General features: G+C 31.7%; 19 protein-coding genes and 6 tRNA genes. 16 read left to right on the plus strand and 9 right to left on the minus strand.

Translation table 11 applies throughout. The features are described from left to right. Window positions 1-25: 25 nt before the first annotated feature. The 3 genes from B0A78_RS10800 to B0A78_RS10810 all read left to right on the plus strand — a co-directional run bounded on the left by B0A78_RS10800 (window position 26) and on the right by B0A78_RS10810 (window position 1,504). Window positions 26-472, plus strand: coding sequence for a FixH family protein (locus tag B0A78_RS10800; RefSeq protein ID WP_014165396.1), 447 nt, complete (start codon window positions 26-28; stop codon window positions 470-472). Between the two features lie 38 nt (window positions 473-510). Then, complete coding sequence (locus tag B0A78_RS10805; RefSeq protein ID WP_041253212.1) at window positions 511-1,212, plus strand: sulfite exporter TauE/SafE family protein; 702 nt, start codon at window positions 511-513, stop codon at window positions 1,210-1,212. A gap of 61 nt (window positions 1,213-1,273) precedes the next feature. After that, window positions 1,274-1,504, plus strand: coding sequence for a YdcH family protein (locus B0A78_RS10810; protein ID WP_014165394.1), 231 nt, complete (start codon window positions 1,274-1,276; stop codon window positions 1,502-1,504). A 637-nt stretch (window positions 1,505-2,141) separates the two neighbouring features. On the opposite strand, the gene B0A78_RS10815 is transcribed toward B0A78_RS10810, so the two are convergent. Further along, the gene (locus B0A78_RS10815; RefSeq protein WP_014165393.1) at window positions 2,142-3,281 is read right to left on the minus strand and encodes an acyl-CoA dehydrogenase; all 1,140 of its coding nucleotides are present in this window, start codon (window positions 3,279-3,281) and stop codon (window positions 2,142-2,144) included. 88 nt (window positions 3,282-3,369) lie between these two features. Here B0A78_RS10815 and B0A78_RS10820 point away from each other — a divergent pair, with 88 nt between their 5' ends. The 3 genes from B0A78_RS10820 (at window position 3,370) to B0A78_RS10830 (ending at window position 6,411) form a co-directional block, all read left to right on the plus strand. Continuing rightward, a complete protein-coding gene (locus tag B0A78_RS10820) occupies window positions 3,370-4,443 on the plus strand; it encodes an anhydro-N-acetylmuramic acid kinase (protein ID WP_014165392.1) in 1,074 nt (357 codons plus the stop codon). Between the two features lie 71 nt (window positions 4,444-4,514). After that, window positions 4,515-5,093 (plus strand): chalcone isomerase family protein, encoded by a 579-nt coding sequence (locus B0A78_RS10825; protein ID WP_065213474.1) that lies wholly within the window; start codon window positions 4,515-4,517, stop codon window positions 5,091-5,093. A 91-nt stretch (window positions 5,094-5,184) separates the two neighbouring features. Further along, window positions 5,185-6,411, plus strand: a complete 1,227-nt coding sequence (locus B0A78_RS10830) for a Glu/Leu/Phe/Val dehydrogenase dimerization domain-containing protein (protein WP_077225143.1) — start codon at window positions 5,185-5,187, stop codon at window positions 6,409-6,411. 248 nt (window positions 6,412-6,659) lie between these two features. On the opposite strand, the gene B0A78_RS10835 is transcribed toward B0A78_RS10830, so the two are convergent. Next, window positions 6,660-8,195: a YifB family Mg chelatase-like AAA ATPase gene (locus tag B0A78_RS10835; RefSeq protein WP_065213476.1), complete on the minus strand. Its 1,536-nt coding sequence runs from the start codon at window positions 8,193-8,195 to the stop codon at window positions 6,660-6,662. Window positions 8,196-8,346: 151 nt separating this feature from the next. Here B0A78_RS10835 and B0A78_RS10840 point away from each other — a divergent pair, with 151 nt between their 5' ends. From B0A78_RS10840 to B0A78_RS10875, 8 genes are all read left to right on the plus strand, one after another. Then, complete coding sequence (locus B0A78_RS10840; protein ID WP_097609671.1) at window positions 8,347-11,352, plus strand: amidohydrolase family protein; 3,006 nt, start codon at window positions 8,347-8,349, stop codon at window positions 11,350-11,352. A gap of 34 nt (window positions 11,353-11,386) precedes the next feature. Then, entirely contained in the window at window positions 11,387-12,688 is a 1,302-nt protein-coding gene (locus tag B0A78_RS10845) for an amidohydrolase family protein (RefSeq protein ID WP_249030959.1), read from the plus strand. Between the two features lie 204 nt (window positions 12,689-12,892). Then, entirely contained in the window at window positions 12,893-13,966 is a 1,074-nt protein-coding gene (gene prfA / locus B0A78_RS10850; RefSeq protein ID WP_077225147.1) for a peptide chain release factor 1, read from the plus strand. A gap of 187 nt (window positions 13,967-14,153) precedes the next feature. Then, window positions 14,154-16,181: a DUF5723 family protein gene (locus tag B0A78_RS10855; protein ID WP_097609673.1), complete on the plus strand. Its 2,028-nt coding sequence runs from the start codon at window positions 14,154-14,156 to the stop codon at window positions 16,179-16,181. Between the two features lie 305 nt (window positions 16,182-16,486). After that, a complete protein-coding gene (locus tag B0A78_RS10860) occupies window positions 16,487-16,828 on the plus strand; it encodes a hypothetical protein (RefSeq protein WP_014165384.1) in 342 nt (113 codons plus the stop codon). Window positions 16,829-16,900: 72 nt separating this feature from the next. Beyond that, window positions 16,901-17,728 (plus strand): orotidine-5'-phosphate decarboxylase, encoded by an 828-nt coding sequence (gene pyrF, locus B0A78_RS10865; protein WP_014165383.1) that lies wholly within the window; start codon window positions 16,901-16,903, stop codon window positions 17,726-17,728. Window positions 17,729-17,773: 45 nt separating this feature from the next. Continuing rightward, entirely contained in the window at window positions 17,774-18,610 is an 837-nt protein-coding gene (locus B0A78_RS10870; RefSeq protein ID WP_014165382.1) for an ABC transporter substrate-binding protein, read from the plus strand. A 23-nt stretch (window positions 18,611-18,633) separates the two neighbouring features. Next, window positions 18,634-19,410: an alpha/beta fold hydrolase gene (locus tag B0A78_RS10875; RefSeq protein WP_077225151.1), complete on the plus strand. Its 777-nt coding sequence runs from the start codon at window positions 18,634-18,636 to the stop codon at window positions 19,408-19,410. 644 nt (window positions 19,411-20,054) lie between these two features. On the opposite strand, the gene B0A78_RS10880 is transcribed toward B0A78_RS10875, so the two are convergent. Further along, on the minus strand, window positions 20,055-20,432 hold the full coding sequence (locus tag B0A78_RS10880) for a helix-turn-helix domain-containing protein (RefSeq protein ID WP_186809003.1): 378 nt from the start codon (window positions 20,430-20,432) through the stop codon (window positions 20,055-20,057). 219 nt (window positions 20,433-20,651) lie between these two features. Here B0A78_RS10880 and B0A78_RS10885 point away from each other — a divergent pair, with 219 nt between their 5' ends. Beyond that, on the plus strand, window positions 20,652-20,918 hold the full coding sequence (locus B0A78_RS10885; RefSeq protein WP_014165379.1) for a hypothetical protein: 267 nt from the start codon (window positions 20,652-20,654) through the stop codon (window positions 20,916-20,918). Between the two features lie 981 nt (window positions 20,919-21,899). Here the strand turns inward: B0A78_RS10885 and B0A78_RS10890 are convergent. From B0A78_RS10890 to B0A78_RS10915, 6 genes are all read right to left on the minus strand, one after another. After that, window positions 21,900-21,973, minus strand: a tRNA-Arg gene (locus B0A78_RS10890). A 27-nt stretch (window positions 21,974-22,000) separates the two neighbouring features. Continuing rightward, window positions 22,001-22,075, minus strand: a tRNA-Pro gene (locus B0A78_RS10895). A gap of 16 nt (window positions 22,076-22,091) precedes the next feature. Next, window positions 22,092-22,175 (minus strand) — tRNA-Ser (locus tag B0A78_RS10900). A 50-nt stretch (window positions 22,176-22,225) separates the two neighbouring features. Next, a tRNA-Arg gene (locus tag B0A78_RS10905) sits at window positions 22,226-22,299 on the minus strand. Between the two features lie 27 nt (window positions 22,300-22,326). Further along, window positions 22,327-22,401, minus strand: a tRNA-Pro gene (locus B0A78_RS10910). A 16-nt stretch (window positions 22,402-22,417) separates the two neighbouring features. Beyond that, window positions 22,418-22,501: transfer RNA gene (locus B0A78_RS10915), tRNA-Ser, on the minus strand. Window positions 22,502-22,879: 378 nt separating this feature from the next. Here B0A78_RS10915 and B0A78_RS10920 point away from each other — a divergent pair. Continuing rightward, the gene (locus tag B0A78_RS10920; RefSeq protein WP_014165377.1) at window positions 22,880-24,055 is read left to right on the plus strand and encodes an acetyl-CoA C-acyltransferase; all 1,176 of its coding nucleotides are present in this window, start codon (window positions 22,880-22,882) and stop codon (window positions 24,053-24,055) included. The last annotated feature ends 34 nt before the right edge of the window (window positions 24,056-24,089 follow it).

Below are 24,089 nucleotides of genomic sequence, written 5' to 3' on the forward strand. Positions count from 1 at the left end.
AAAACAGGTATGTAATAATAGAATTATGAGAGCAAATTGGGGAACAGGAATTGTGATAGCATTTGGGTTATTTATCACATTTATATTATACTTTGTATTTAAAGTACAAGGAACAAAAGAATATGATCATGAAATGGTTACAGAGGAATATTATAAAAAAGAAATAGGATATCAAGATCAATTAGATAAAGAACAAAATGCCAGTAACTTAAAAGAAAAAGTCCTTTTAGAAATTACAAGCGAAGGACTTCTAATAAAATTTCCAAAATCATTTGAATATAAAAATATAATAGGTAAGGTGTCCTTTTATAGACCGTCTAATCAGCAATTAGATTTCGATGTGCCCATATCGTTATCTTCTTCCAATTTGCTCATACCTAAAACCAAGCTGATTGGCGGTCGTTGGGACATTACTATTGATTGGAAATACCAAGAAAAAGGATATTTAAATAAAGAGAAAGTTAATTTATAAAAAGAAACAAAAAAAATATCTATTTCTTTAAATCAAAAATGATATACTCAGCATTCATATTAGGTTTGGTTAGCAGTTTGCATTGTGTGGGTATGTGCGGGCCTATTGCAATGATGTTACCCGTTGACAGAACAAATCAAGCTAAAAAAATTATACAAATTACAATTTATCACACAGGAAGAATCATGTCCTATATTTTATTAGGATTGTTTTTTGGTTTGTTGGGCAGAGGGCTTTTTCTTGCTGGTTTTCAGCAAAAAATGTCAATTATTATTGGCGTTTTAATGATAGTAATAGTTTTAGTTCCAGAAAAAGTCTTCGCCCAATACAACTTTTCCAAACCAGTATTTAGACTGTTAAGTAGAGTAAAAAAACTACTAGGTCAGCAATTTAAAAAGAGAACCTATAAATCTATCTTTATGATCGGGATACTCAACGGATTTTTACCTTGCGGATTAGTATACGTAGCACTTTTTGGCGCTATAGCCATGCAAGAGGTTTTCTTAAGTATGAGCTATATGGCTCTATACGGAATAGGTACCATTCCTATGATGACTGCAGTGGTATATGTTTCTAATTTATTAACAATACCTGTACGAAACAAAATTCAAAAAACAATACCCATAGCAATAGCTGGAGTAGGAGTCCTATTTATTTTCAGAGGACTAGGATTGGATATTCCTTTTTTTTCCCCTAGTACCATGAGTTTATTTATTCAAAATACACCGCATTGCAAATAATAATAAAAATAAGTACAAGTAAAAATATAGAATTATACTAATAATTTAAATATAAGCAAAAATGGAAAGACACAACCTACTGAACGAATTCCCAGAATTCACCGAAAAAATCCACGATTTAAAAACAACAGATAATCATTTTAGAAAATTATTTGATGAATACCATGAAATAGAACATGAAATTCATAGATACAATTCTGGTGCAGAAGCTACTACAGATTCACACATGCACGAATTGAAAGCTAAATTATTGTTTTTAAAAGATGAAATTTTTTTAATGTTAAAAAATTAGCTTGATAAAAAGTGAAAACCTTTTTAGGTTTTCACTTTTTTCTTTTACCAAAGAAGCGTGTTAAACAAAATTAAGACTAACCCAGATTACAATATTAGACCCGAATGAAGTGTACAGGCGAAGCAGTAAATTTATTACAGATAAAAAGGACTCCATTTTTGTCCTCAATCTAAAACTACAACTGTGGTAAAAAATCCCCGAGTATTTTACCTTCTTAGCCCTTTTTATCTTCGTTATAAAGTCTACACATAATCTGGGATTATACATTGTTTATGACAAAAAAATAATACATTAAATACTCATAGAAAATTTGAGTAAAAGTTTGAAATTGAAGAAAAATAAAGCAAAATAGATTCGTTTTTTCGGCTTACTTCAAGTCTAGTGAAAATGGGGTTAAACGGTAAGGACAGAAAATACAAAGAATTAGGAATCAAAACCGAAAAGCTAAGATTTGTAGATACAAAAAGGATAGAGGGTGTCCAAAGGTAGTAATCTTGTCATTTCGCCCCAAGAGAGGATCGAACGAAGCAAATCAGATAGTACTGATAATGTAACTTCTCCTGTCGTCCCATTGACAAACTAGATGTTAAGTTACTACTTTTTAGACACCCACTTTATTTACGTAGTTTTATAGATTTTATTTTACTAAACCTCTAGAAATAACGATTCTCTGAATTTCTGAAGTTCCTTCATAGATCTGAGTAATTTTAGCATCACGCATCATTCTTTCTACATGATACTCACTAACATATCCATTACCGCCATGTATTTGAACAGCTTCTATTGTTACGTTCATGGCTGTTTCTGAAGCAAATAATTTAGCCATTGCGCCAGAATGAGATATATCTTGTCCAGCATCTTTTTCGCAAGCTGCTTTTAAGCAAAGCATTCTAGCAGCCGTAATTTGAGTAGCCATATCGGCTAATTTAAAAGCGATAGCCTGATGTTGGAAAATTGGTTTTTTGAATGCTACTCGTTCTTGTGAATATTTTAAAGCTAATTCATACGCACCAGAAGCAATACCTAATGCTTGAGAGGCAATACCAATACGACCCCCATTTAAAACAGCCATAGCAAAATTAAAACCGAAACCATCTTCACCAATGCGGTTTTCTTTAGGTACTTTTACATCAGAAAACATAAGTGAATGTGTGTCAGAACCTCTGATTCCCATTTTTTTCTCTTTTGGACCTATAGAAAATCCTTCCCAACCTTTTTCAACAATAAAAGCATTAATTCCTTTATGTCCTTTTTCAGTATCTGTTTGAGCAATAACGATGTAGGTAGAAGCTGAACCACCATTTGTAATCCAGTTTTTAGTACCATTTAATAAATAGTAATCTCCTTTATCAATTGCTGTTGTTTTTTGAGAAGTAGCATCAGAGCCAGCTTCTGGTTCAGATAAACAAAATGCACCAATAACGTCTCCTTTAGCAAGAGGAACTAAATATTTCATCTTTTGCTCTTCACTAGCAAATTTTTCTAAACCTGCACACACTAAAGAGTTATTTACGGACATGATTACAGCGGCAGACGCATCTATTTTAGCTATTTCTTCCATAGCTAATACATAAGAAACACTATCTAAACCTGCTCCTCCGTATTTGGGATCAACCATCATACCTAAAAAGCCTAGTTCTGCCATTTTTTTTACTTGCTCCGCTGGAAATATAGAATGTTCATCTCTTTCTATAACACCTGGTAATAATTCAGTTTGCGCAAAATCTTTTGCTGCTTGCTGAATCATTAAATGTTCTTCGCTTAAATTAAAGTTCATTGTATTTTTGTGTTTTTGTTTTTATAAAAGTTTTCAAATATAGTTATTTATGCGAATTTACCAATAAGTTTGTCTATTTTTGCAAGTTATGAAAAATAAGTTTTTTAACGTTATAGGTGTTATGTCTGGTACCTCTTTAGATGGGATAGATTTAGCTCATGTATTCCTTAAAAAAAAGAACCAAACTTGGGAATTTGAAATGTTAGAAGTGGAAACCATACCTTATCATCATGAATGGGTATTTAGATTACAATCTGCTGTTAGCTTCAATCCACAAGATTTGAAAATGTTAGATAAAGAATACACAATATATCTGAGTTCTATAATTAGTGAATTTATAGAAAAGCACCAATTAAAAGACTTAGATGCCATTTGTTCACATGGACATACTATTCTACATCAACCACAAAATGGCTTTACTTTACAAATAGGAAATTTACCAGAAATAGCCCAATTAATCAAACAAACGGTAGTATGCGATTTTAGAGTTCAGGATGTTAAAAAAGGCGGACAAGGAGCTCCTTTGGTTCCTATAGGAGACCAAATTTTGTTTTCTGATTTCGAATATTGTTTAAACTTAGGTGGTTTTTCTAATATTTCATTTCAAATGCAAGGAAAAAGAATTGCTTTTGATATTTCTCCAGTCAATACAGTTTTAAACTATTTATCAGAAAAAGCAGGAAAAAAATTTGATGATAAAGGAAAAATGGCCGCTTCGGGGTCTATCAATGATCTTTTATTAGCAGAACTAAACGAACTGAACTTTTATAAATTACCCTTCCCTAAATCTTTAGGGATTGAATATGTAAAAAGCCACATAATCCCTATAATTAATAAATTTAGTAGTTTAAGTATCCCAGATACTTTATGTACGTTTTCAGAACATATTGCTATCCAAATTAGAAATATATTGCTAACAAAATCAGGAAAAATGTTAGTCACTGGAGGGGGTGCCTATAATGATGATCTAGTGGAAAGAATTAGAAAATATAACCCAAATATAGAAATTATAGTACCTGATAAAAAAATAGTTGAGTTCAAAGAAGCACTAATTTTTGCCTTTTTAGGAGTTCTAAAATTAGAAAATAAAATAAATGTATTGTCAAGTGTTACTGGAGCTTTTGAAGATCATTCGGCAGGTTTTATTTATAGAATAAAATAACAATAAAAAGTTCATTTTTGGAATCATATTTAAATATAATACATTTGTATTACCCTAAAATATTCAAATATATGAAACTAAAAAAATTATTTTTTACGACTCTTATGCTTACGACGTTCTTGTCTAATGCACAAACGCAATTTGAGACAGATGGTGTAATTGTTCCTAGAACTATAGAAGTGAATGGAGGAAAGAAAATTCAATTAAATGGATTTGGAACGCGATCAAAAGCTTGGGTTGATGTATATGTACAAGCGTTATATTTAACCGCTTTATCCCAAGATTCGCAAATAATTATGGACAGTGAGACCGATATGGCTATCCGTATTGAAATTATTTCAAAAATGGTTACGTCTCGTAAGTTAACCAATGCAATGGAAAAAGGGTTTGAAAAATCATGTGGAGAAAGATTGAACGTCATGATGCCTAAAATCAACCAATTTAAAGCATTACTTTCGGATGAAATAGTAAAAGGAGATGTTTATATTTTATCATACAATCCCAAAGATGAAACTATTTCAGTTACTAAAAATGATAAATTAAAAGGAAAAGTAGAAGGGAAAGATTTTAAAAAGGCTCTTTTCGGCATTTGGTTATCACAAGAACCAGCGGATGAAGATTTAAAGAACGAGCTTTTAGGAAGACATTAAAAAAACATAAGTCATTAAAAAAGTTGTGCAAAATATTTACATTTGCACGACTTTTTTTGTAAAATACACATCTAAATTTAAATAAAACAGCATGAAAGAACTTTTAAAGAAATTTGAAAATAAAGAACCAGAAGTAGTATTTCATTGGAAAGATCCAGAAACAGAGGCAGAAGGATGGACCGTAATTAATTCATTGCGTGGAGGTGCTGCTGGAGGAGGAACTCGTATGCGTAAAGGATTAGATATGAACGAAGTTTTATCCTTAGCTAAAACAATGGAGGTTAAGTTTTCAGTTTCAGGACCAGCTATAGGTGGAGCAAAGTCAGGAATTAATTTTGATCCAAATGATCCTAGAAAAAAAGAAGTTCTACAACGTTGGTACAAAGCGGTATCTCCCTTGTTGAAAAGTTATTATGGAACAGGTGGCGATTTAAATGTAGATGAAATTCATGAAGTAATACCAATGACTGAAGAATGTGGTGTTTGGCATCCACAAGAAGGAGTGTTTAATGGGCATTTTAAACCTACTGAAGCCGATAAAATAAACCGTATAGGACAATTACGCCAAGGAGTTGTAAAAGTGATAGAAAATACTACTTTTTCACCCGATATTCATAAAAAATACACTGTAGCAGATATGATTACAGGGTATGGAGTGGCACAAGCGGTTAGACATTATTATGATATTTATGGAGGGAGTGTTGTAGGTAAAAAAGCCATTGTTCAAGGTTTTGGTAATGTAGGGTCAGCTGCTGCTTTTTATTTAGCAGAAATGGGGACTAAAATCGTAGGTATTATAGATAGAGAAGGGGGGCTTATTAATGAAAATGGTTTTAGTTTTGAAGAAATCAGAACATTATTCCTTAATAAAGAAGGGAATAAACTGGTAACGGATAATATGATTCCTTTTACTGAAATTAATGAAAAAATTTGGTCTATAGGAGCAGATATTTTTGCACCATGTGCTGCATCACGTTTAGTCACAAAAGAACAGGTTGAAAGCATGATTATTTCAGGATTAGAAGTAATTTCTTGTGGAGCCAATGTTCCTTTTGCAGACAAAGAAATTTTCTTTGGTCCTATTATGGAAGAAACAGATAGCAAAGTAAGTTTAATTCCTGATTTTATTTCAAATTGTGGTATGGCTCGTGTTTTTGCATACTTTATGGAACGAAAAGTACAAATGACAGACGAAGCTATTTTTAATGATACTTCAGATGTTATTAAAAAAGCTATCCAAAAAACATTTGATTTAAGTTCTGATAAAAAGAATATAAGCGCAAGAGCTTTTGAAATAGCATTAAAACAATTAGTTTAATTTTTATTGTTTAAAAAATTAAATTTCCAAAAAGAAAAACTTTAGTCACATAAATAATATTGTAAAAATTAGATACTTTATTTCTGTCTTTTATTTTGTTCAACGATGTCTTTAATCATTCAAATAAAGATAGTTGATTAAGTTAAATGGATAAGGTTTTGAACTTTTGGATAATCTTAGTTGTTATAGATTTATATAAAAAGAGAATATCATATTTTTTGAATATTCTCTTTTTAAATTTATAGGATCTAGCCAAGCCAACCTTCTCGATCTAGACTCCTATATTGAATAGCTTCCGCTATATGATGAGCATGTACATCATCTGAATTTTCAAGATCAGCAATAGTACGAGATACTTTTAATATCCTATCATAAGCTCTGGCGGATAAACTTAATCGTTCCATTGCTGTTTTTAATAAATGAAGAGAATCATCATCTAAAGAACAATATTCTCTTATTTGTTTCGTAGTCATTTGAGCATTGTAATGTAAATAATCATATTTTTCAAACCTTAAACTCTGAATATCACGTGCTTTACAGACTCTTTTTCTAATTTCTAAACTACTTTCGGAGGGACGATTGTCTGAAAGTTTTTCAAAAGGAACAGGTGTTACCTCTATATGCAGATCTATTCGATCTAATAAAGGACCTGATATTTTGTTCATATACCGTTGCATTTCATTAGAACTTGAACTTAATTTAGAAGAGGAATCATGAAAATAGCCACTCGGACTAGGATTCATACTGGCAACAAGCATAAAGGAAGAAGGGTAGGTAATTGTAAATTTAGCTCTAGCGATAGTTACTTCTCGATCTTCCAATGGTTGCCGCATTACTTCTAAAACTTCTCTCTTAAACTCAGGGAGTTCATCTAAAAAAAGAACACCATTATGTGCTAAGGAAATTTCTCCAGGCTGCGGATAACTACCTCCACCTACAAGAGAAACACTTGAGGCAGAATGATGAGGAGCCCTAAAAGGACGCTGATTGATTAAGCCTGAATCTTTTGATTTTCCTGCAACGCTATGTATTTTCGTTGTTTCTAATGCCTCTTTTAACGTCATAGGAGGTAGAATGCTGGGCAATCGTTTCGCTAGCATGGTTTTGCCTGCTCCAGGTGGACCAATTAATATAATATTATGTCCCCCAGCTGCTGCTATTTCCATACACCTTTTAATTGATTCTTGACCTCTTACTTCTGCAAAATCAAATTCAGGAAAATCAATAGTTTTAAAAAAATCTTCGCGAGTGTTTATTTTTATAGGTTCTAGTTGTATTTTATTTTCAAAAAAATCAATAATTTCACTCACATTTTCAATTCCATATACTTCTAAATCAGATACAATAGCGGCTTCGTTAGCATTTTGTTTAGGTAAGAAAAACCCCTTAAAACCTTCTTCTCTAGCTTTTATAGCAATAGGTAAAGCCCCTTTTATAGGTTGCAAACTTCCATCTAAGGAAAGTTCGCCCATTATAACATATTGCTCTATTTTATCTTTGTTGATTTGTCCAGAAGCCGCTAGAATGCCAATGGCAATCGTTAAGTCATAAGCAGATCCTTCCTTACGTAAATCAGCAGGAGCCATATTGACGATTATTTTTTTTCCTGGAAATTGATAATGATTATTTTTAAGAGCAGCTGCTATCCTAAAGCAACTTTCCTTGATGGTACTATCGGGTAATCCTACTAGATGATAACCTATCCCTTTTTCTGTGTTTACTTCTACTGTAATAGTAGTAGCATCTACGCCAAAAACAGCGCTTCCAAATACTTTTACTAACATGGCTTAAATTATTTTAAAGGCTTATATTTAATAAAATTAATGAAAAAAGAGTAAAAATGTTTGTTTTTAACTTAATTTTTTGTTAAAAATTAATTAAAATAAAATATATTGAGTGATTATTTTTAATTTTCAAGAATAAAACAAAGCTTCAATGATGAAAAAAATAAAGGCGTTTTTACTCTTAAATTTAGTGTTTTTGCATACAATAAATGCGCAAGAGTATTTTCCTAATAATGAAAGCGTAAAAAATAAAGTCTCTAATTTGACTGCTTTTATTAATGCAAAAATTTATATTACTCCTTCAGAAGTGATAGAAAATGGAATATTATTAATTAAAGACGGGAAAGTAGCAGAAGTTGGTAAAAACTGCCTAATTCCTAATTCAACTATTACTATTGATTTAAAAGGAAAAACTATTTATCCCTCATTTATTGATTTGTATACTAATTTTGGAATCGAAACAACGACAAAATCTAATACCAATAGAAATGATAATCCCTTGTATGATACCCAAAGAAAAGGATATTATTGGAATGAACACATTAAAACAGAAAATAATGCTTTTGAAGTTTATAAGTATGACAACCAAAGAGCAGAAGAATTTTTAAAAGCAGGATTTGGTCTTTTATGTACCCATATTCCAGATGGAATTGCTAGGGGTACAGGCGCTTTAGTGTTTTTGAATAATGAAAAAGAAACCCATCATTTTTTAGAAAAAACAATAACTCATCATTTCTCTTTAAAGAGAAGTACATCTTCTAATCAAGCGTATCCATCTTCATTAATGGGAACATTAGCGCTGTTGAAGCAGATGTATCACGATGCTAATTGGTATAAAAAAGGAAATTCAGAGTATAAAGATACTTCTTTAGAATCTTTGATAAAAAATGAAAAATTAGTTCAAATTTTTGCCACAGAAGATAAATTAAACAGTTTGCGAATAGCTAAAATAGGAAAACAAATTGGTGTTAATTATATCTTTAAAGGGTCAGGTAATGAATTTGAACGTATTGACGAAATAAAAAAATATAATTCTAAATTTATTATTCCAATTAATTTTCCTGAAGCTTATGACGTATCAGATCCTTATATAGCCAATCAAATGGAATTGGCTGATTTACGATTTTGGAATCAAGCCCCCTTAAATCCTAAAATATTAGCTGATAATGACGTAGTTTTTGCTTTAACAACAGACAAATTAAAGAAAATAGATGACTTTAAAACCAATTTATTAAAAGCTATAAAATATGGCTTAAATAAAACAATAGCATTAGAAGCACTAACTACCATTCCTGCTAAATTATTAGGAAAAACCAATCAAGTAGGTTGTTTAAAAATAGGAGCGTATGCCAATTTTTTAATTACTTCAGGAGATATTTTTGATGTAAAAACTACCTTATTTGAAAATTGGGTTAATGGTAAAAAGTATGTAATAAACAATTTAGAAACTAAAGATGTTAGAGGAAATTATGATCTAACTTTTAGAGACGAAAATTACAAAATGAAAATCGAAGGAGAAATAAATGCTCCTAAAGTAGAAATTAAAACAAAAGAAAACAAAAAAGTAAATTCTAAATTAACAATATCCGATAATTGGATGAATATCCTATTGCAAACAGCAGATACCACTAAAACAGAATTTCATAGACTAACAGGTTTTATTTCAGATACCAAAAAAATTACAGGAAAAGTAGTAACAGCTCAAGGATTAGAATCTATTTGGGAAGCTAAACAAACAGATGTTTTTGTACCAAATCAAGAAGAATTACCCCAAAAAGAGGCAAATAAAATTTTTCCTGTAACCTATCCTAATTTGCCCTACGGCAATCTTCAAAAACCAAAAAATAAAATCCTATTGTTTAAAAAAGCCACCGTTTGGACCAATGAAAAAGATGGAATTCTACCAGAAACCGATGTTTTGATAAAAAATGGAAAAATAGTAGCAATTGGAAAGTCTATTAATGAGACGACAGCTGAAGTAATAGATGCAAAAGGCAAACATTTAACAACTGGGATTGTAGACGAGCATTCGCATATAGCAATATCCAATGGGGTAAATGAGGGAGGACATAATTCATCAGCAGAAGTAACAATAGAAGATGTAGTTAATTCTGAAGATGTTAATATTTATAGAAATTTAGCAGGCGGAGTAACTACCTCTCAATTGCTACACGGTTCAGCTAATCCTATTGGTGGGCGTTCAACTATAGTACGTTGGAAATGGGGATTACCACCCGATGAAATGATTTTTCAAAACGCACCTCAATTTATCAAATTCGCTTTAGGAGAAAATGTAAAACAATCTAATTGGGGAATTTCAAATCCAACCCGTTTTCCACAAACCCGTATGGGAGTAGAACAAGTATTTATAGATTATTTTACCCGAGCATTAGAATATGATAAAATGTGGAAACTCTACCACACACAAGGAAAATCAGGTAAATTAAAAGAACCACGTATTGATCTTGAATTACAAACAATAGCTGAAATCTTAAATAAAAAACGATTCATCTCATGTCATTCTTACGTTCAGTCTGAAATTTTATCTTTAATGCGAGTAGCTGAAAAATTTAATTTTAAGATAAATACCTTTACTCATATCTTGGAAGGATATAAAGTAGCTAATGAAATAAAAAAACATGGGGCAGGAGCTTCCAGGTTTTCCGATTGGTGGGCCTATAAATATGAAGTAAATGATGCCATTCCCTATAACGCATCCATTCTTCATAAACAAGGAGTGCTTGTAGCAATAAACTCTGATGATGCCGAAATGTCAAGACGATTAAATCAAGAAGCAGCAAAAATAGTTAAATATGGCGGTATATCAGAAGAAGAAGCTTGGAAGATGGTAACATTAAATCCAGCTAAATTACTCCATTTAGATGATAGAATAGGAAGTATAAAAATAGGTAAAGACGCAGATCTAGTTTTATGGGATGATAACCCATTATCAGTATATGCAAAAGTAGACAAGACCATAATCGAAGGAACCTTATATTATGATAGAATACTAGACCAGCAACACAGACAGTCGATTCAGCTAGAAAAAATAGAGTTGATAAATCAAATGTTGCAGCAAAAAAATCAAGGAGCCTCTACACGACCAGTAGCTAAAACAGAAAAAAGACACTACCATTGCGATACAATGGAAGAGTAAAAAACGTCATGATAAACAGTAAATATTTCAATAAATGAAAAGATATATAAAATTTCTATGTTCCCTATTGTTTATAACAGGAATGTATGCTCAACAAACACCAGCTCCTCAACAAACCAAATCAATACTTATTATAAATGCTGTAGCTCATTTAGGGAATGGAGAGCTAATAAAAAATAGTGCTATAGGATTTAAAGAAGGTAAACTAAATTTAGTAGCTGACGCCTCTCTTACACGTATTGATTTAACCTCTTATGATGAGGTAATACACGCGGAAGGCAAACACTTATACCCTGGTTTTATAGCGCCTAATTCCACTATAGGGTTAGTTGAAATTGATGCCGTAAAGGCTACCGATGATGAAAGAGAAATAGGAGGTTTTACCCCTAATATAAGGAGTCTTATAGCTTACAATACAGAATCAAAAATAACAGAAACTGCACGGATTAATGGAGTTTTAACAGCTCAAATCACCCCTAGAGGAAGGTATATAGCAGGAACTTCTTCTATAGTACAAATGGATGCGTGGACTTGGGAAGATGCGGTAATTAAACAAAACGATGGAATTCATTGCCATTTTCCAGTTACATTTAAAAAATCAGGATGGTGGGCCGAACCTGGAATTATAGAAGTAAACAAAGAGTATTCAAAACAAGTAACTGAATTTTCTGATTTTTTAAAACAAGCTAAAGCCTACTTGAAGAGCGAACCAATAGAAAAAAATACTGTTTTTGAATCCTTAAGAGGCATTTTTAACGGAACCCAAACACTATACATAAATGCCTACGAAGAAAAACAAATCATAGACGCTATTCGAATAGCAAAAGAAAATCAAATACAAAAAAGCGTAATAATAGGAGGGTATCAAGCAGATAAAGTAGCACCTCTTTTAGTTCAAAATAATATAGGAGTTTTACTAGGAAGAGTACACAGTTTGCCCAATTTAGATCATGATGATATAGATCAGCCTTTTAAACTAGCAAAACTTTTAATAGATAAAGGCGTTTTAGTAGGATTAGAAAATAGTGGTGATATGGAGCGAATGAATATAAGAAACTTGCCATTTTTAGCAGGCACAACAGTAGCATACGGATTAACAAAAGAACAAGCTTTACAGTTAATTACTCTAAATACAGCTAAAATCCTAGGAATAGATTCCTTTTGTGGTTCTCTAGAAACAGGTAAGGATGCTACTCTATTTGTATCAGAAGGTGACGCACTTGATATGCGCACCAATAATTTATCGTACGCCTACATACAAGGAAGAAAAATTTCTTTACAATCTCATCAAACTCAATTAAACGATAAATATAAAAGTAAATATGGCATTCAATAAAGAAGCAACAAAAATCATGGAATCATTTTTATAATCTTAATTTTAATAACAATGCCTATTTTATAATATTCAGGTAGACTACAAGTCTATCTTTTTTAATAAAGAAAAGATATATTTAACCCAGATCCTAAAACTTGAATCTCTAATTCTTGGTTCTTGAAACAAAAATTGTAATTTTGCAATCCAAAATAGAAGAATTACAATATGTTAGAAAGACTTCAATATGTAAAGCAACGTTTTGACGAAGTATCAGACCTAATCATCCAACCCGATGTTATTGCTGATCAGAAACGTTATGTGCAATTAAATAAAGAATATAAAGATTTAAAAGCTTTAGTTGAAAAACGCGAAGAGTATGTAAATCTTGTTGGAAATATTAATGAAGCCAAAGAAATTTTAGCAGATGGTTCTGATGCCGAGATGGTGGAAATGGCTAAAATGCAATTAGAAGAAGCGCAACAAAGACTTCCTCAATTAGAAGAAGAAATTAAGTTCATGCTTATTCCTAAAGATCCAGAAGACGCTAAAAACGTGATGGTAGAAATTCGTGCGGGAACAGGTGGAGACGAAGCTTCATTATTTGCAGGAGATTTATATAAAATGTACTCTAGATATTGTGAAACCAGAGGTTGGAGAACCTCTGTTGTAGATCTAAACGAAGGAACAGCTGGCGGATTTAAAGAAATTATTTTTGAAGTAACAGGCGAGGATGTTTATGGAACCTTAAAATATGAAGCAGGTGTACACCGTGTACAACGTGTACCTCAAACAGAAACTCAAGGACGTGTGCATACTTCAGCAGCTACTGTTATGGTGTTACCAGAAGCAGAAGAGTTTGATGTACACATAGATATGAACGATGTGCGTATAGATTTATTCTGTTCTTCAGGACCAGGAGGACAGTCCGTAAATACAACCAAATCAGCCGTTCGTATGACACATATTCCAACAGGATTAGTGGCACAATGTCAAGACGAAAAATCCCAACATAAAAATAAAGATAAAGCCTTATCAGTACTACGTTCCCGCTTATATGAAATGGAACTAGCTAAAAAACAAGAAGAAGACGCTAAAAAACGTAATTCACAAGTTAGTTCAGGTGACCGTTCCGCAAAAATTAGAACCTATAACTTTCCGCAAGGACGAGTAACAGATCACCGAATAGGAATGGATATTTTTGATATGGATGGTGTAATGAGCGGAAAAATTCAAAAATTTATAGACGAATTACAATTAGTAGCCAATACTGAAAAATTAAAAGAATCAGAAGTATATTAATGAGGTCCTCCGAAAAGGTTACAATCTTGTTATTTCTACCAAAAGGAAGGCTCGAACGAAGAGAACAGACAAATCAGATAATGCTGATAATGTGATTTCTCCTATCTTTGAAGTGATAGACTAGACCTTGATTTTGACTTTTCAGACACCCTAATGATTAAAAAAATTAACCATCAAATAATTTTAAATGAAAAAAGTTCTAGCATTATTTTCTTTTTTTCTTTGTACAGAACAAATAGAAGCACAATCCTATATAGGATTTGTACCCGATAATTATAGTGGTGTACATGGTATGATTTATAATCCAGCTACTGTAGTGGGATCTCCTTATCGTTTAGATTTAAATCTAGTTTCAGGAAGTGCCTTGCTGGGCAATGATTATTTTGGTGTAAAAATTACAGATCTTTTAAAAAAAGATTTTGACATAGATTTACAATCTAAAAAATTTGCTTCATCAAATAATAATATAATGGTAAATGCAGACATACTAGGTCCTTCATTTATGTTTAATATTGCACCAAAACACTCTATTGGATTCTTTTCCAGAGCTAGAGCCAATTTTAATGTACATGAGCTAAATGGAACCTTATTTGATAAATTTGAAAATAATTTTAAAGACACCAAAAACTACAACATAGATGAAGGAGATTTTAATATGGTGATGAACGCTTGGGCAGAGTTAGGTTTGTCTTATGGAGCCATTATATTAAATAACGATCAATATACATTAAAAGGAGGTTTATCTCTAAAATACTTACAAGGTGTTCTTAACTCGTATGCCTACGGAAAAAACATAAGCTTATTTTTTGATGCAGAAAATATTACTAAAAATCAAAAAATTACAGCTACAGGTGATTTTGTTTATGGAGGTACTAGAGATTTTGATAAAGTAGATGAAAAAATAAAATACAATCCAAATTCCAGCGGTGTTGGAGCTGATTTAGGGGTTGTTTTTGAAATAAAAAATCAAGAAAAGCAAAAAAAGTATGGGCCTAATTATAAATGGAAATTTGGAGCATCTGTAACGGATATAGGGTCTATTAATTATAAAACAAATACTGAAAACCATTACGAATTTAATAGCATCACCGTAAATCAAGTATTAGTAGATTCAGCAGGCGATTTAGATAAGATATTAGCCCTATTTGATACAAGCCCAGAAGTCTATTCTTCACAAAAAGTAATGTTACCAACAGCCTTACATGCTAATATAGATTGGAATTTTTTTAGAAAATTTTATTTAAATATTAATGGAGATTTTAATCTAAATGATAAAAAAGCACTAAATACAACATCAATTGCAAACACCTATATTGTAACTCCACGTTACGAAAGCAAATGGTTTAGTTTTGCAATACCTATTAATTATTTAGAATATAGAGGACTAAATGTAGGAACTAGTTTGCGCTTAGGACCTCTATTCCTAGGTTCAGGATCTATTTTAAGTAATTTAGTATCATCAGAATCTAAAGGAATTGATGCGTATGTAGGTCTAAAGGTACCTATTTATAAAGGAGAAAAACGCATAAAAGAACCAAAAGAAATCAAAAAATCTGAGCCAGCACCTGTAGTTCAAGAAACAATAATACCCGATACAGATAATGATGGGTTATTAGATAACGTAGATCAATGTATCAACGAAAAAGGACCTAAAGAAAATGGTGGATGTCCTTATAAAGATACGGATAATGATGGTGTTATAGATCCTGAAGATAAATGTGTAACAGTAGTAGGTCCTGCTGAAAACAACGGTTGCCCTTGGCCTGATACTGATGGAGACATGGTTTTAGATAAAGACGATAAATGTGTAAACGTTCCAGGAACAATAAAAAATAATGGATGTCCAGAAGTTACACAAGCAGTTGTTAAAAAATTAAACGATTATGCAAAAACAATTTTGTTTGATGCAGGAAGAAACACTTTTCAATCTTCTACTTATCCAGTTTTAGAAGCTATGTCAGCCTTGTTAAATGAATACCCTATGGCTAAATTTTCATTAGAAGGACATACTGACAGTGTTGGGAAAGCAGAAGTTAATAAAAAACTCTCAGAGTCTCGTGCATCTGCTATTATGAATTATCTAGTGAGTAAAGGTATTGATAAATCACGACTAAAAGCTATAGGCTATGGAGAATCAAAACCAATTGCTTCTAATAAAACAAAAGCAGGAAAAGCTTTAAATAGAAGAGTAGAAGTAAAATTAATTATTGAATAATTTACCTATTTTTCGTATATTGTTCATTGTTAAATCATACGAAAGAACAATATGAAAAAAATAAATTTTAAAAAAATGAGCTTAATAGTACTATTAAGCTCATTTTTTTCTACCACAGCTCAAGAAAAAGGAACGAGTGAATTAAGAGCTACGGAATAGTTTCTACAAATGGCATTATTAATACCGTTACTAATATTCTAACCGCACCAGCAAGTTTAGGAACAATAGAAATTGACAATAAAGTCAGTACAGGGGTATTTACCCTAGAATATAATTATGCGATACTTAATAAATTAAATTTAGGATTGGATCTAGCTTATGAAACTTTTGAATCAGACATACTATCTAATGGAAAAGTTATTAATAAGCAAAATGAAGAAGACATTACTTTAGCCCTAAAATCTAATTATAACTATTTGTCAAACGATAACTTTAGATTATATTCAGGACTAGGAGTAGGATATACCCTGATACGTAATAAAACAAATGAATTATCATCAGAAGGATTATCCTTTGACAATTCAAACCGATTTAATTTTCAAATCACAGGGATAGGATTTAGGTATGGAAAAAAATTAGGAATCAGCGCAGAAGTAGGATTAGGTTATAAAGGAATTTTAAACGGAGGAATTTCCTATCAATTCTAAGATTAATATATTTCTTAAAAGGATGTTCAATTTGAACATCCTTTTTTTATTTTTGTACCACAAAACAAAAAGATGACAACACAACAATTAATCCAACAAATTCAACAAAAAAAATCATTCCTTTGCGTAGGTTTAGATGTAGATTTAGAAAAAATTCCACAGCACCTATTAACAAAAGAAGACCCTATTTTTGAATTTAATAAAGCCATTATAGACGCTACACACGATTTATGCATAGCCTACAAACCTAATATAGCTTTCTTTGAAGCCTACGGAATTAAAGGGTGGGTTGCACTCGAAAAAACAATTCAATATATCAATGAAAAATACCCTGAAATTTTTACCATTGCAGATGCTAAAAGAGGCGATATAGGTAATACTTCTTATATGTATGCTAAAGCATTTTTTCAAGACTTACAATTTGATTCAGTTACAGTAGCGCCTTATATGGGAAAGGATTCAGTAGAACCCTTTTTATCATTTGATGGCAAACATACAATTATGTTAGCTCTAACATCTAATGAAGGAGCCTTTGATTTTCAAACATTAAGTGTCAACGGAAAAGAATTATACAAACAAGTAATAGAAACTTCTAAAACTTGGAAAAATTCTCAAAACTTAATGTACGTAGTGGGAGCAACTAAAGCAGAATATTTTAAAGAAATTAGAAAAATAATACCCAACAACTTCTTATTAGTCCCAGGGGTAGGGGCACAAGGAGGAAGCCTACAAGAAGTTTGTAAATACGGAATGAACGACAAAGTAGGACTCCTAGTAAACTCTTCTCGAGGAATCATATACGCTTCTACTAATGAAGACTTTTATCTAAAAGCAAGACAAGAAGCCCTGAAATTACAAAAAGAAATGGAAGATATTTTAAATTCAAATGCTGCATTATAAGATCTAGAGTGATAAAATAAAGCATTGAATAATAAACAGAAACAAATGATTTATACAGATCAAATAGGAAATCAACACAAATTAGAAACAACTCCTAAAAGAATAGTTTCTTTAGTACCTTCGCAAACAGAATTATTATACGATTTAGGATTAGAAGAAAAAATTGTAGGTATTACAAAATTTTGTGTACACCCTTTTCATTTTAAAACCACTAAGACTAGCGTAGGGGGAACTAAAAATATAAAAATAGAAAAGATAGAAGCACTACAGCCCGATCTGATTATTTGTAATAAAGAAGAAAATACACTAGAAATAGTACAACAGCTAGAATCTATTTGCCCAGTTTGGGTAACAGATATCTATACTATTGAGGATAATAACAAAATGATAGAAGACTTCGGGAAGCTATTTAATGTTCGTACAGAAGCGCAAAAATGGATTAACAAAATCAATTTTGCAAAAGAAGACTTTCTTAATTTCATTAAGGAGTACGAAGCGCAAACAGTAGCCTATTTTATCTGGGGTAAACCCTATATGGTAGCAGGAAGAAATACCTTTATCAATCATTTATTAGAATTAAATAAGTTAGAAAACATATACGCAGCTAATGAAAAATATCCTGAGCGTTACCCAGAAGTTGTTGTGCAAAAAATGCGAATTCAAGGCGATCCTGATCTCATTTTTCTATCATCAGAACCTTATCCATTTAAAGATGAACACGCATTCGAATTAGGGAGGTATTCGCATCATGCAAAAACCGTTTTTGTTGATGGAGAAATGTTTTCTTGGTACGGCTCAAGACTAGTTAAAGCCTTTGATTATTTTAAAAAATTGCGATTGCGTATTGGTGAACAGCATTTACATCATACACATTCACACTAAAACTCTATATTTACATTAAAAACATGATACACTATACCATTTATGAAAACACCTCCACTAGCCAATGGGTTACTTTTGTACATGGAGCAGGAGGAAGTTCTTCAATATGGTTTAAACAGATTAGGGAGTTTCAAAAACACTTTAATGTTCTACTGTTAGATTTAAGAGGACATGGAGATTCTAAAAAAACAGGATTCGCTAAAAAATACACCTTCAAATCCATAGCTCATGATGTCTTAGAAGTTATAGATTTTCTAAAGATACAATCATCCCATTTCATCGGAATTTCCTTAGGAACTATAGTCATTAGACAATTAGCAGAAATGTATCCAGAAAGAGTTAAAAGTATGATTATGGGAGGCGCAATTCTAAAAATGAATTTTCGTTCACAGATATTAATGCAATTAGGAAATATTTTTAAATACATACTGCCTTATTTAGTTCTTTATAGACTATTTGCATTTATTATAATGCCTAAAGAAAATCATAAACAATCTCGCTTAATGTTTATAAATGAAGCAAAAAAATTATACCAAAAAGAATTTCTAAAATGGTTTAGACTAACAACAGAAATAAATCCCGTTTTGAGATGGTTCAGACAAGTAGAACTAAATATACCAACCCTGTATATTATGGGAGAAGAAGATTATATGTTTTTACCAACCGTAAAAAAAGTAGCAGACTTGCATTATAAATCAGCAAAATTAACCATTATTCAAAAATGTGGACACGTTGTAAATGTAGAACAGGCCCATCTATTTAATAAAAGAGCAATTGAGTTTTTAAGAAAATTACAATAACCCTAACGCATCTAAAAAATATTTTAGGAACAGACACAGTAAAAAGTCTACAGATAAGGATTAAAAACAATTTATTCAGATCGAGTAAAAAAATAACTCATTACTCCCCATGGAACCATAATTCTAAAAAGAATACCCACCAAAGTTCCAAAGATATATTATACAAACCCATCCATTACTAATCTGCATCACTTTTAACCCAGATTACGCATTAGAAATTTACTACAGATAAAAAGTAATTTAAGACTAAGAAAGTAACTCCATCCCCCAATCTTGCAAAACTATAAATAGCTTACAGAAAAAAATCACATATTTTTATCTTCTTTACCCTTTTATCTTATAGTATAATACCATTTAAACTTTGAATTTTTTTTAAAAAAATAGTACATCTACAAAAGCAACAAATAGTAGTGTTGGTTCTCGATGCGCTTCGCGCTCGAACGAACGATGATTTTCAATTATATACTCAACCGTCTGTTCGAGCTGTTTTTAAAATGAAAAAAAAACGTATCGAGAACTTTACTTTTAATCCAGTATATTTTAAGTTTAAATAGTATAAAACCTAATGAATACTCTGGTTTTAAACTACTTAGTAAAACATCCCTAAAGAAATAGGAGGGAGGAGTTAACTATAAGGCAAAAAATTACTTCCTACCCTCCTGTTTTGCCACATTAATATATTTAATCCTATCCTTGTACATCTGAATCATTTCTAAATTATGGTAGTAATCAAGAGAATTTGGATTTAGAATTTTTAAAATTTCCTCACGTTGAACAATCAACTCATTCAAATGTTTAATAGTTTTATCATGACCATTTTCTGTAAAATAGATTGCAGAAGGTTCATTCACCTGATTGAAAGAATATAAGACATTCTCTAAAATTTGATATTTTGTCGTTGGAATTTTCTTTCCATTTTCATATCCGTTGTACGTCTGAAAGGATACACCTATTAGATCAGCTACTTCCTTTTGAGTCAAACCTTTCCTTTTTCGAGCAATCTTTAATTCTTCTGGCGTCATAGATTTCCTTATGCTTTTGTCTAATTTTAACATTGTTTATTATTTTATAAATTATTTGATTTTTTATTTGTTTAGTATCAAATATTTTATATATTTGTATATCTAATTTTCACATCTAGTTTATGCGTGTAAATTGTATTGCTGATTTTCACACATAGTTTACACAAACTACTTATGTAAATAGTTTGTGTATACATTAAAAACAAATATACAAAAGTTATGTCAGTTGATTCTAAAAATACGATGAAGAAGAGAGAACTAACTACATTAAAACGTATTGAGATAATTCAGCGTTCAAGTAGTCTTTTGATGTGCTTTTTTAACAAAGGATTTAGAAGTTTTGATGCGTTCAAGGCGGTTATTCAAAACTATTACCCCGAAATACCAGAATCAAAAATATTTGATTTTTGGCATTTTAGGAATGTAAGTGAAGAAATCTGTGATAAAATAGAACTAGTTTTCGAGTTATTATTTAATCGATCATAATTAGTAACGAGATAAACTAATTCAGCCTGTAATCTGTAAAAGAAGTTTTAAAAGCAAGCATCTTGCTAAGTAAAAAACGAAAGAATAAAGGCGTTTCAATTAAGAATAAGAAATAAATAAAAATCTTCTTCTTTGAAAATAAAACCGTAATAAATAAAAGAATACACTAAAATAACGAATGGAATATGAAGGTATTAAAGAAAATAAAGTAGAGCTAAAAGGTAAAACACTTGTTGGGACTATGAAGTGTATTCTGTATTAATATTTAAATTCTATATGAAATTTATAAAAAAAATAACTATGTGCAATAACTGTGTATTCTGGTTATTAATTGGAGTAGTACTAAACTTACTAGTTCAAGTTATTCTATATTTGATATTATGATTGTATTTAAATAATATATTTTGAAATAAGCATAGATTTTGCTTTTGAATCGCTAATTAATAACGCCTAAAATAAAAAAATACGAATAGCTTTTCTGGCCTTTATGTATTGTTGTTCGTTAAGCTTAAGTTTAGTTTTTTTTAGTTTTTTAGTTTTTTAGTTTTTAATTTTAGGTTTGCTAATGCGAGTTTGGAATGTATTATTTTAGGAATGTCTAGAGTTGATTGTTTTGTAGAAAGGAGAGTCTTAAATACTAAACTTGGTGGTTGGGAGTATTTTTTTTCTTCTATTTTCTTAATGAAAAGACAAACTATTAAACAAAACTCAGGCATTCCTTTTTTGTTGTCAATCTTTTTTAATACTTTACTCCTAAAAAAAATATATTAAAAGATTTAGTAAGGATAACTCCAGGTTTAACTTAAATAATAAACCTTATAAAGAGTTTTTTTTCCTTCAATAACCAGTCATGAGTATTATCTAATCAAACTTTTAGGCTTGATTCTGGAATGTTAGTAGAGATAAGGGGGTAAAAAAAAAGACCCACAGCTCTAAAATAGAATGATTTGTGAGTCTTGATAAAATAAAACATTTGCTTTGTGATCCAATCAGGATTCGAACCTGAGACCTACTGCTTAGAAGGCAGTTGCTCTATCCAGCTGAGCTATTGGACCCTTTAGATAAAATCTAACTTTTCTTTGTCGGGGTGGCAGGATTCGAACCTGCGACCTCCTGGTCCCAAACCAGGCGCGATGACCGGGCTACGCTACACCCCGAAAAGCTTTCTAAAAGCGGAGAGACAGGGATTCGAACCCTGGCATCGGTTACCCGATGACAGATTAGCAATCTGCTCCGTTACCACTCCGGCACCTCTCCTTAGTTTTTAAATATTTTAATGAACTTTCGACCTATTTAAGTCAATTTTGTGATCCAATCAGGATTCGAACCTGAGACCTACTGCTTAGAAGGCAGTTGCTCTATCCAGCTGAGCTATTGGACCCTTTAGATAAAATCTAACTTTTCTTTGTCGGGGTGGCAGGATTCGAACCTGCGACCTCCTGGTCCCAAACCAGGCGCGATGACCGGGCTACGCTACACCCCGAAAAGCTTTCTAAAAGCGGAGAGACAGGGATTCGAACCCTGGCATCGGTTACCCGATGACAGATTAGCAATCTGCTCCGTTACCACTCCGGCACCTCTCCAACGATTTTTATAAGAACTTTTATTTCGTTTTGCGGTTGCAAAGATATAATAAGATTGTGTTTTTACAAGTATTTATTCGTTTTTTTTTAAAAAAAAACGAAGACTATTGGATTTAGAAACATAACGTCTTAAACATGAAATGTTTAGTTCTAGTAAAAAATGTTAGCAATCTTTTAGTTTTATACTCCCAACAGAAAGTAAGGTTAAAAATAAACGAAATCAAAAAATAAGAACACTCATCATAAAAGAAATTAAAATCCAAGAAGATAAAACAAAAATTACTCCTAAGTTTCTTATGTGAATAATCATTAAAAGAGTTTATTATTTCTATTTTAAATTAGTATTTTCGCACAAACTAATTTAGAAAATTATTCGTAATGAAAAAAGTGGTTATAGTATCAGCTGCCCGTACACCAATAGGAAGTTTCATGGGGGCTTTATCAACGGTTACAGCTCCACAACTAGGTGCTGTTGCTATTAAAGGTGCTTTAAATAAGATAAATTTAGATCCAGCCTTAGTAAATGAGGTATATATGGGAAATGTTATTCAAGCAGGAGTAGGACAAGCCCCAGCTAGACAAGCAGCATTATTTGCAGGACTTACAAATGAGGTTCCTTGTACTACTGTAAACAAAGTATGTGCATCAGGTATGAAAGCGGTTATGATGGGAGCACAAGCCATTATGTGTGGTGATGCAGATATTATTGTGGCAGGAGGAATGGAAAATATGTCGTTAATTCCTCATTATGTACACATGCGCAATGGTGTAAAATTTGGTCCTACCACATTTATAGATGGAATGCAAAAAGATGGATTAACAGACGCTTACGATAATAATGCTATGGGAGTATGTGCAGACTTATGCGCAACAGAACACAATATTACCCGTGAAGAACAAGACCATTTTGCGATCCAATCCTATCAAAGATCAGCCTCTGCTTGGGAGGCAGGAAAATTTGATAACGAAATTATTCCCGTTACAATTCCTCAAAGAAAAGGAGAACCCATTGTAGTCTCTAAAGATGAAGAATATACAAATGTAAAACTAGATAAAATCCCAGCATTAAACCCTGTATTCACAAAAGAAGGAACCGTTACAGCTGCAAACGCTTCAACAATTAACGATGGAGCGGCCGCATTAGTTTTAATGAGCGAAGAAAAAGCAAATGAATTAGGATTAAAACCATTAGCCTATATCAAAGGATATGCGGATGCCGCACAAGAACCTAAATGGTTTACAACAGCCCCAGCTAAAGCATTACCATTAGCCTTAGCCAAAGCAGGTCTAACCTTAGATCAAGTAGACTTTTTTGAATTTAACGAAGCTTTTTCAGTAGTAGGATTAGCAAATGCTAAAATACTAGGATTAGATAATCAAAAAGTAAACATAAATGGAGGAGCCGTTTCATTAGGTCATCCATTAGGATGTTCTGGCGCTAGAATCATTGTTACTTTATTGAACGTATTAGAGCAAAACAATGCAAAAATAGGAGCAGCAGCCATTTGTAACGGTGGAGGAGGAGCCTCTGCTATTGTAATAGAAAAAATCTAATAATAAAATCCCTATGAGTTATGAGCAAAGTCCT

This window comes from Flavobacterium columnare NBRC 100251 = ATCC 23463 (assembly GCF_002530675.1).
GTDB lineage: Bacteria > Bacteroidota > Bacteroidia > Flavobacteriales > Flavobacteriaceae > Flavobacterium > Flavobacterium columnare.

What these genes read in the sequence shown, in the direction of transcription:
- B0A78_RS10810 (WP_014165394.1), top strand. Translation starts at nt 1,274, where the DNA reads ATGGAAAGACACAACCTACTGAACGAATTCCCAGAATTCACCGAAAAA.
- B0A78_RS10825 (WP_065213474.1), top strand. Translation starts at nt 4,515, where the DNA reads ATGAAACTAAAAAAATTATTTTTTACGACTCTTATGCTTACGACGTTC.
- B0A78_RS10885 (WP_014165379.1), top strand. Translation starts at nt 20,652, where the DNA reads ATGTCAGTTGATTCTAAAAATACGATGAAGAAGAGAGAACTAACTACA.
- pyrF (WP_014165383.1), top strand. Translation starts at nt 16,901, where the DNA reads ATGACAACACAACAATTAATCCAACAAATTCAACAAAAAAAATCATTC.
- B0A78_RS10870 (WP_014165382.1), top strand. Translation starts at nt 17,774, where the DNA reads ATGATTTATACAGATCAAATAGGAAATCAACACAAATTAGAAACAACT.
- prfA (WP_077225147.1), top strand. Translation starts at nt 12,893, where the DNA reads ATGTTAGAAAGACTTCAATATGTAAAGCAACGTTTTGACGAAGTATCA.
- B0A78_RS10920 (WP_014165377.1), top strand. Translation starts at nt 22,880, where the DNA reads ATGAAAAAAGTGGTTATAGTATCAGCTGCCCGTACACCAATAGGAAGT.
- B0A78_RS10855 (WP_097609673.1), top strand. Translation starts at nt 14,154, where the DNA reads ATGAAAAAAGTTCTAGCATTATTTTCTTTTTTTCTTTGTACAGAACAA.
- B0A78_RS10880 (WP_186809003.1), bottom strand. Translation starts at nt 20,432, where the DNA reads ATGACGCCAGAAGAATTAAAGATTGCTCGAAAAAGGAAAGGTTTGACT.
- B0A78_RS10815 (WP_014165393.1), bottom strand. Translation starts at nt 3,281, where the DNA reads ATGAACTTTAATTTAAGCGAAGAACATTTAATGATTCAGCAAGCAGCA.
- B0A78_RS10845 (WP_249030959.1), top strand. Translation starts at nt 11,387, where the DNA reads ATGAAAAGATATATAAAATTTCTATGTTCCCTATTGTTTATAACAGGA.
- B0A78_RS10875 (WP_077225151.1), top strand. Translation starts at nt 18,634, where the DNA reads ATGATACACTATACCATTTATGAAAACACCTCCACTAGCCAATGGGTT.
- B0A78_RS10800 (WP_014165396.1), top strand. Translation starts at nt 26, where the DNA reads ATGAGAGCAAATTGGGGAACAGGAATTGTGATAGCATTTGGGTTATTT.
- B0A78_RS10820 (WP_014165392.1), top strand. Translation starts at nt 3,370, where the DNA reads ATGAAAAATAAGTTTTTTAACGTTATAGGTGTTATGTCTGGTACCTCT.
- B0A78_RS10805 (WP_041253212.1), top strand. Translation starts at nt 511, where the DNA reads ATGATATACTCAGCATTCATATTAGGTTTGGTTAGCAGTTTGCATTGT.
- B0A78_RS10830 (WP_077225143.1), top strand. Translation starts at nt 5,185, where the DNA reads ATGAAAGAACTTTTAAAGAAATTTGAAAATAAAGAACCAGAAGTAGTA.
- B0A78_RS10840 (WP_097609671.1), top strand. Translation starts at nt 8,347, where the DNA reads ATGATGAAAAAAATAAAGGCGTTTTTACTCTTAAATTTAGTGTTTTTG.
- B0A78_RS10835 (WP_065213476.1), bottom strand. Translation starts at nt 8,195, where the DNA reads ATGTTAGTAAAAGTATTTGGAAGCGCTGTTTTTGGCGTAGATGCTACT.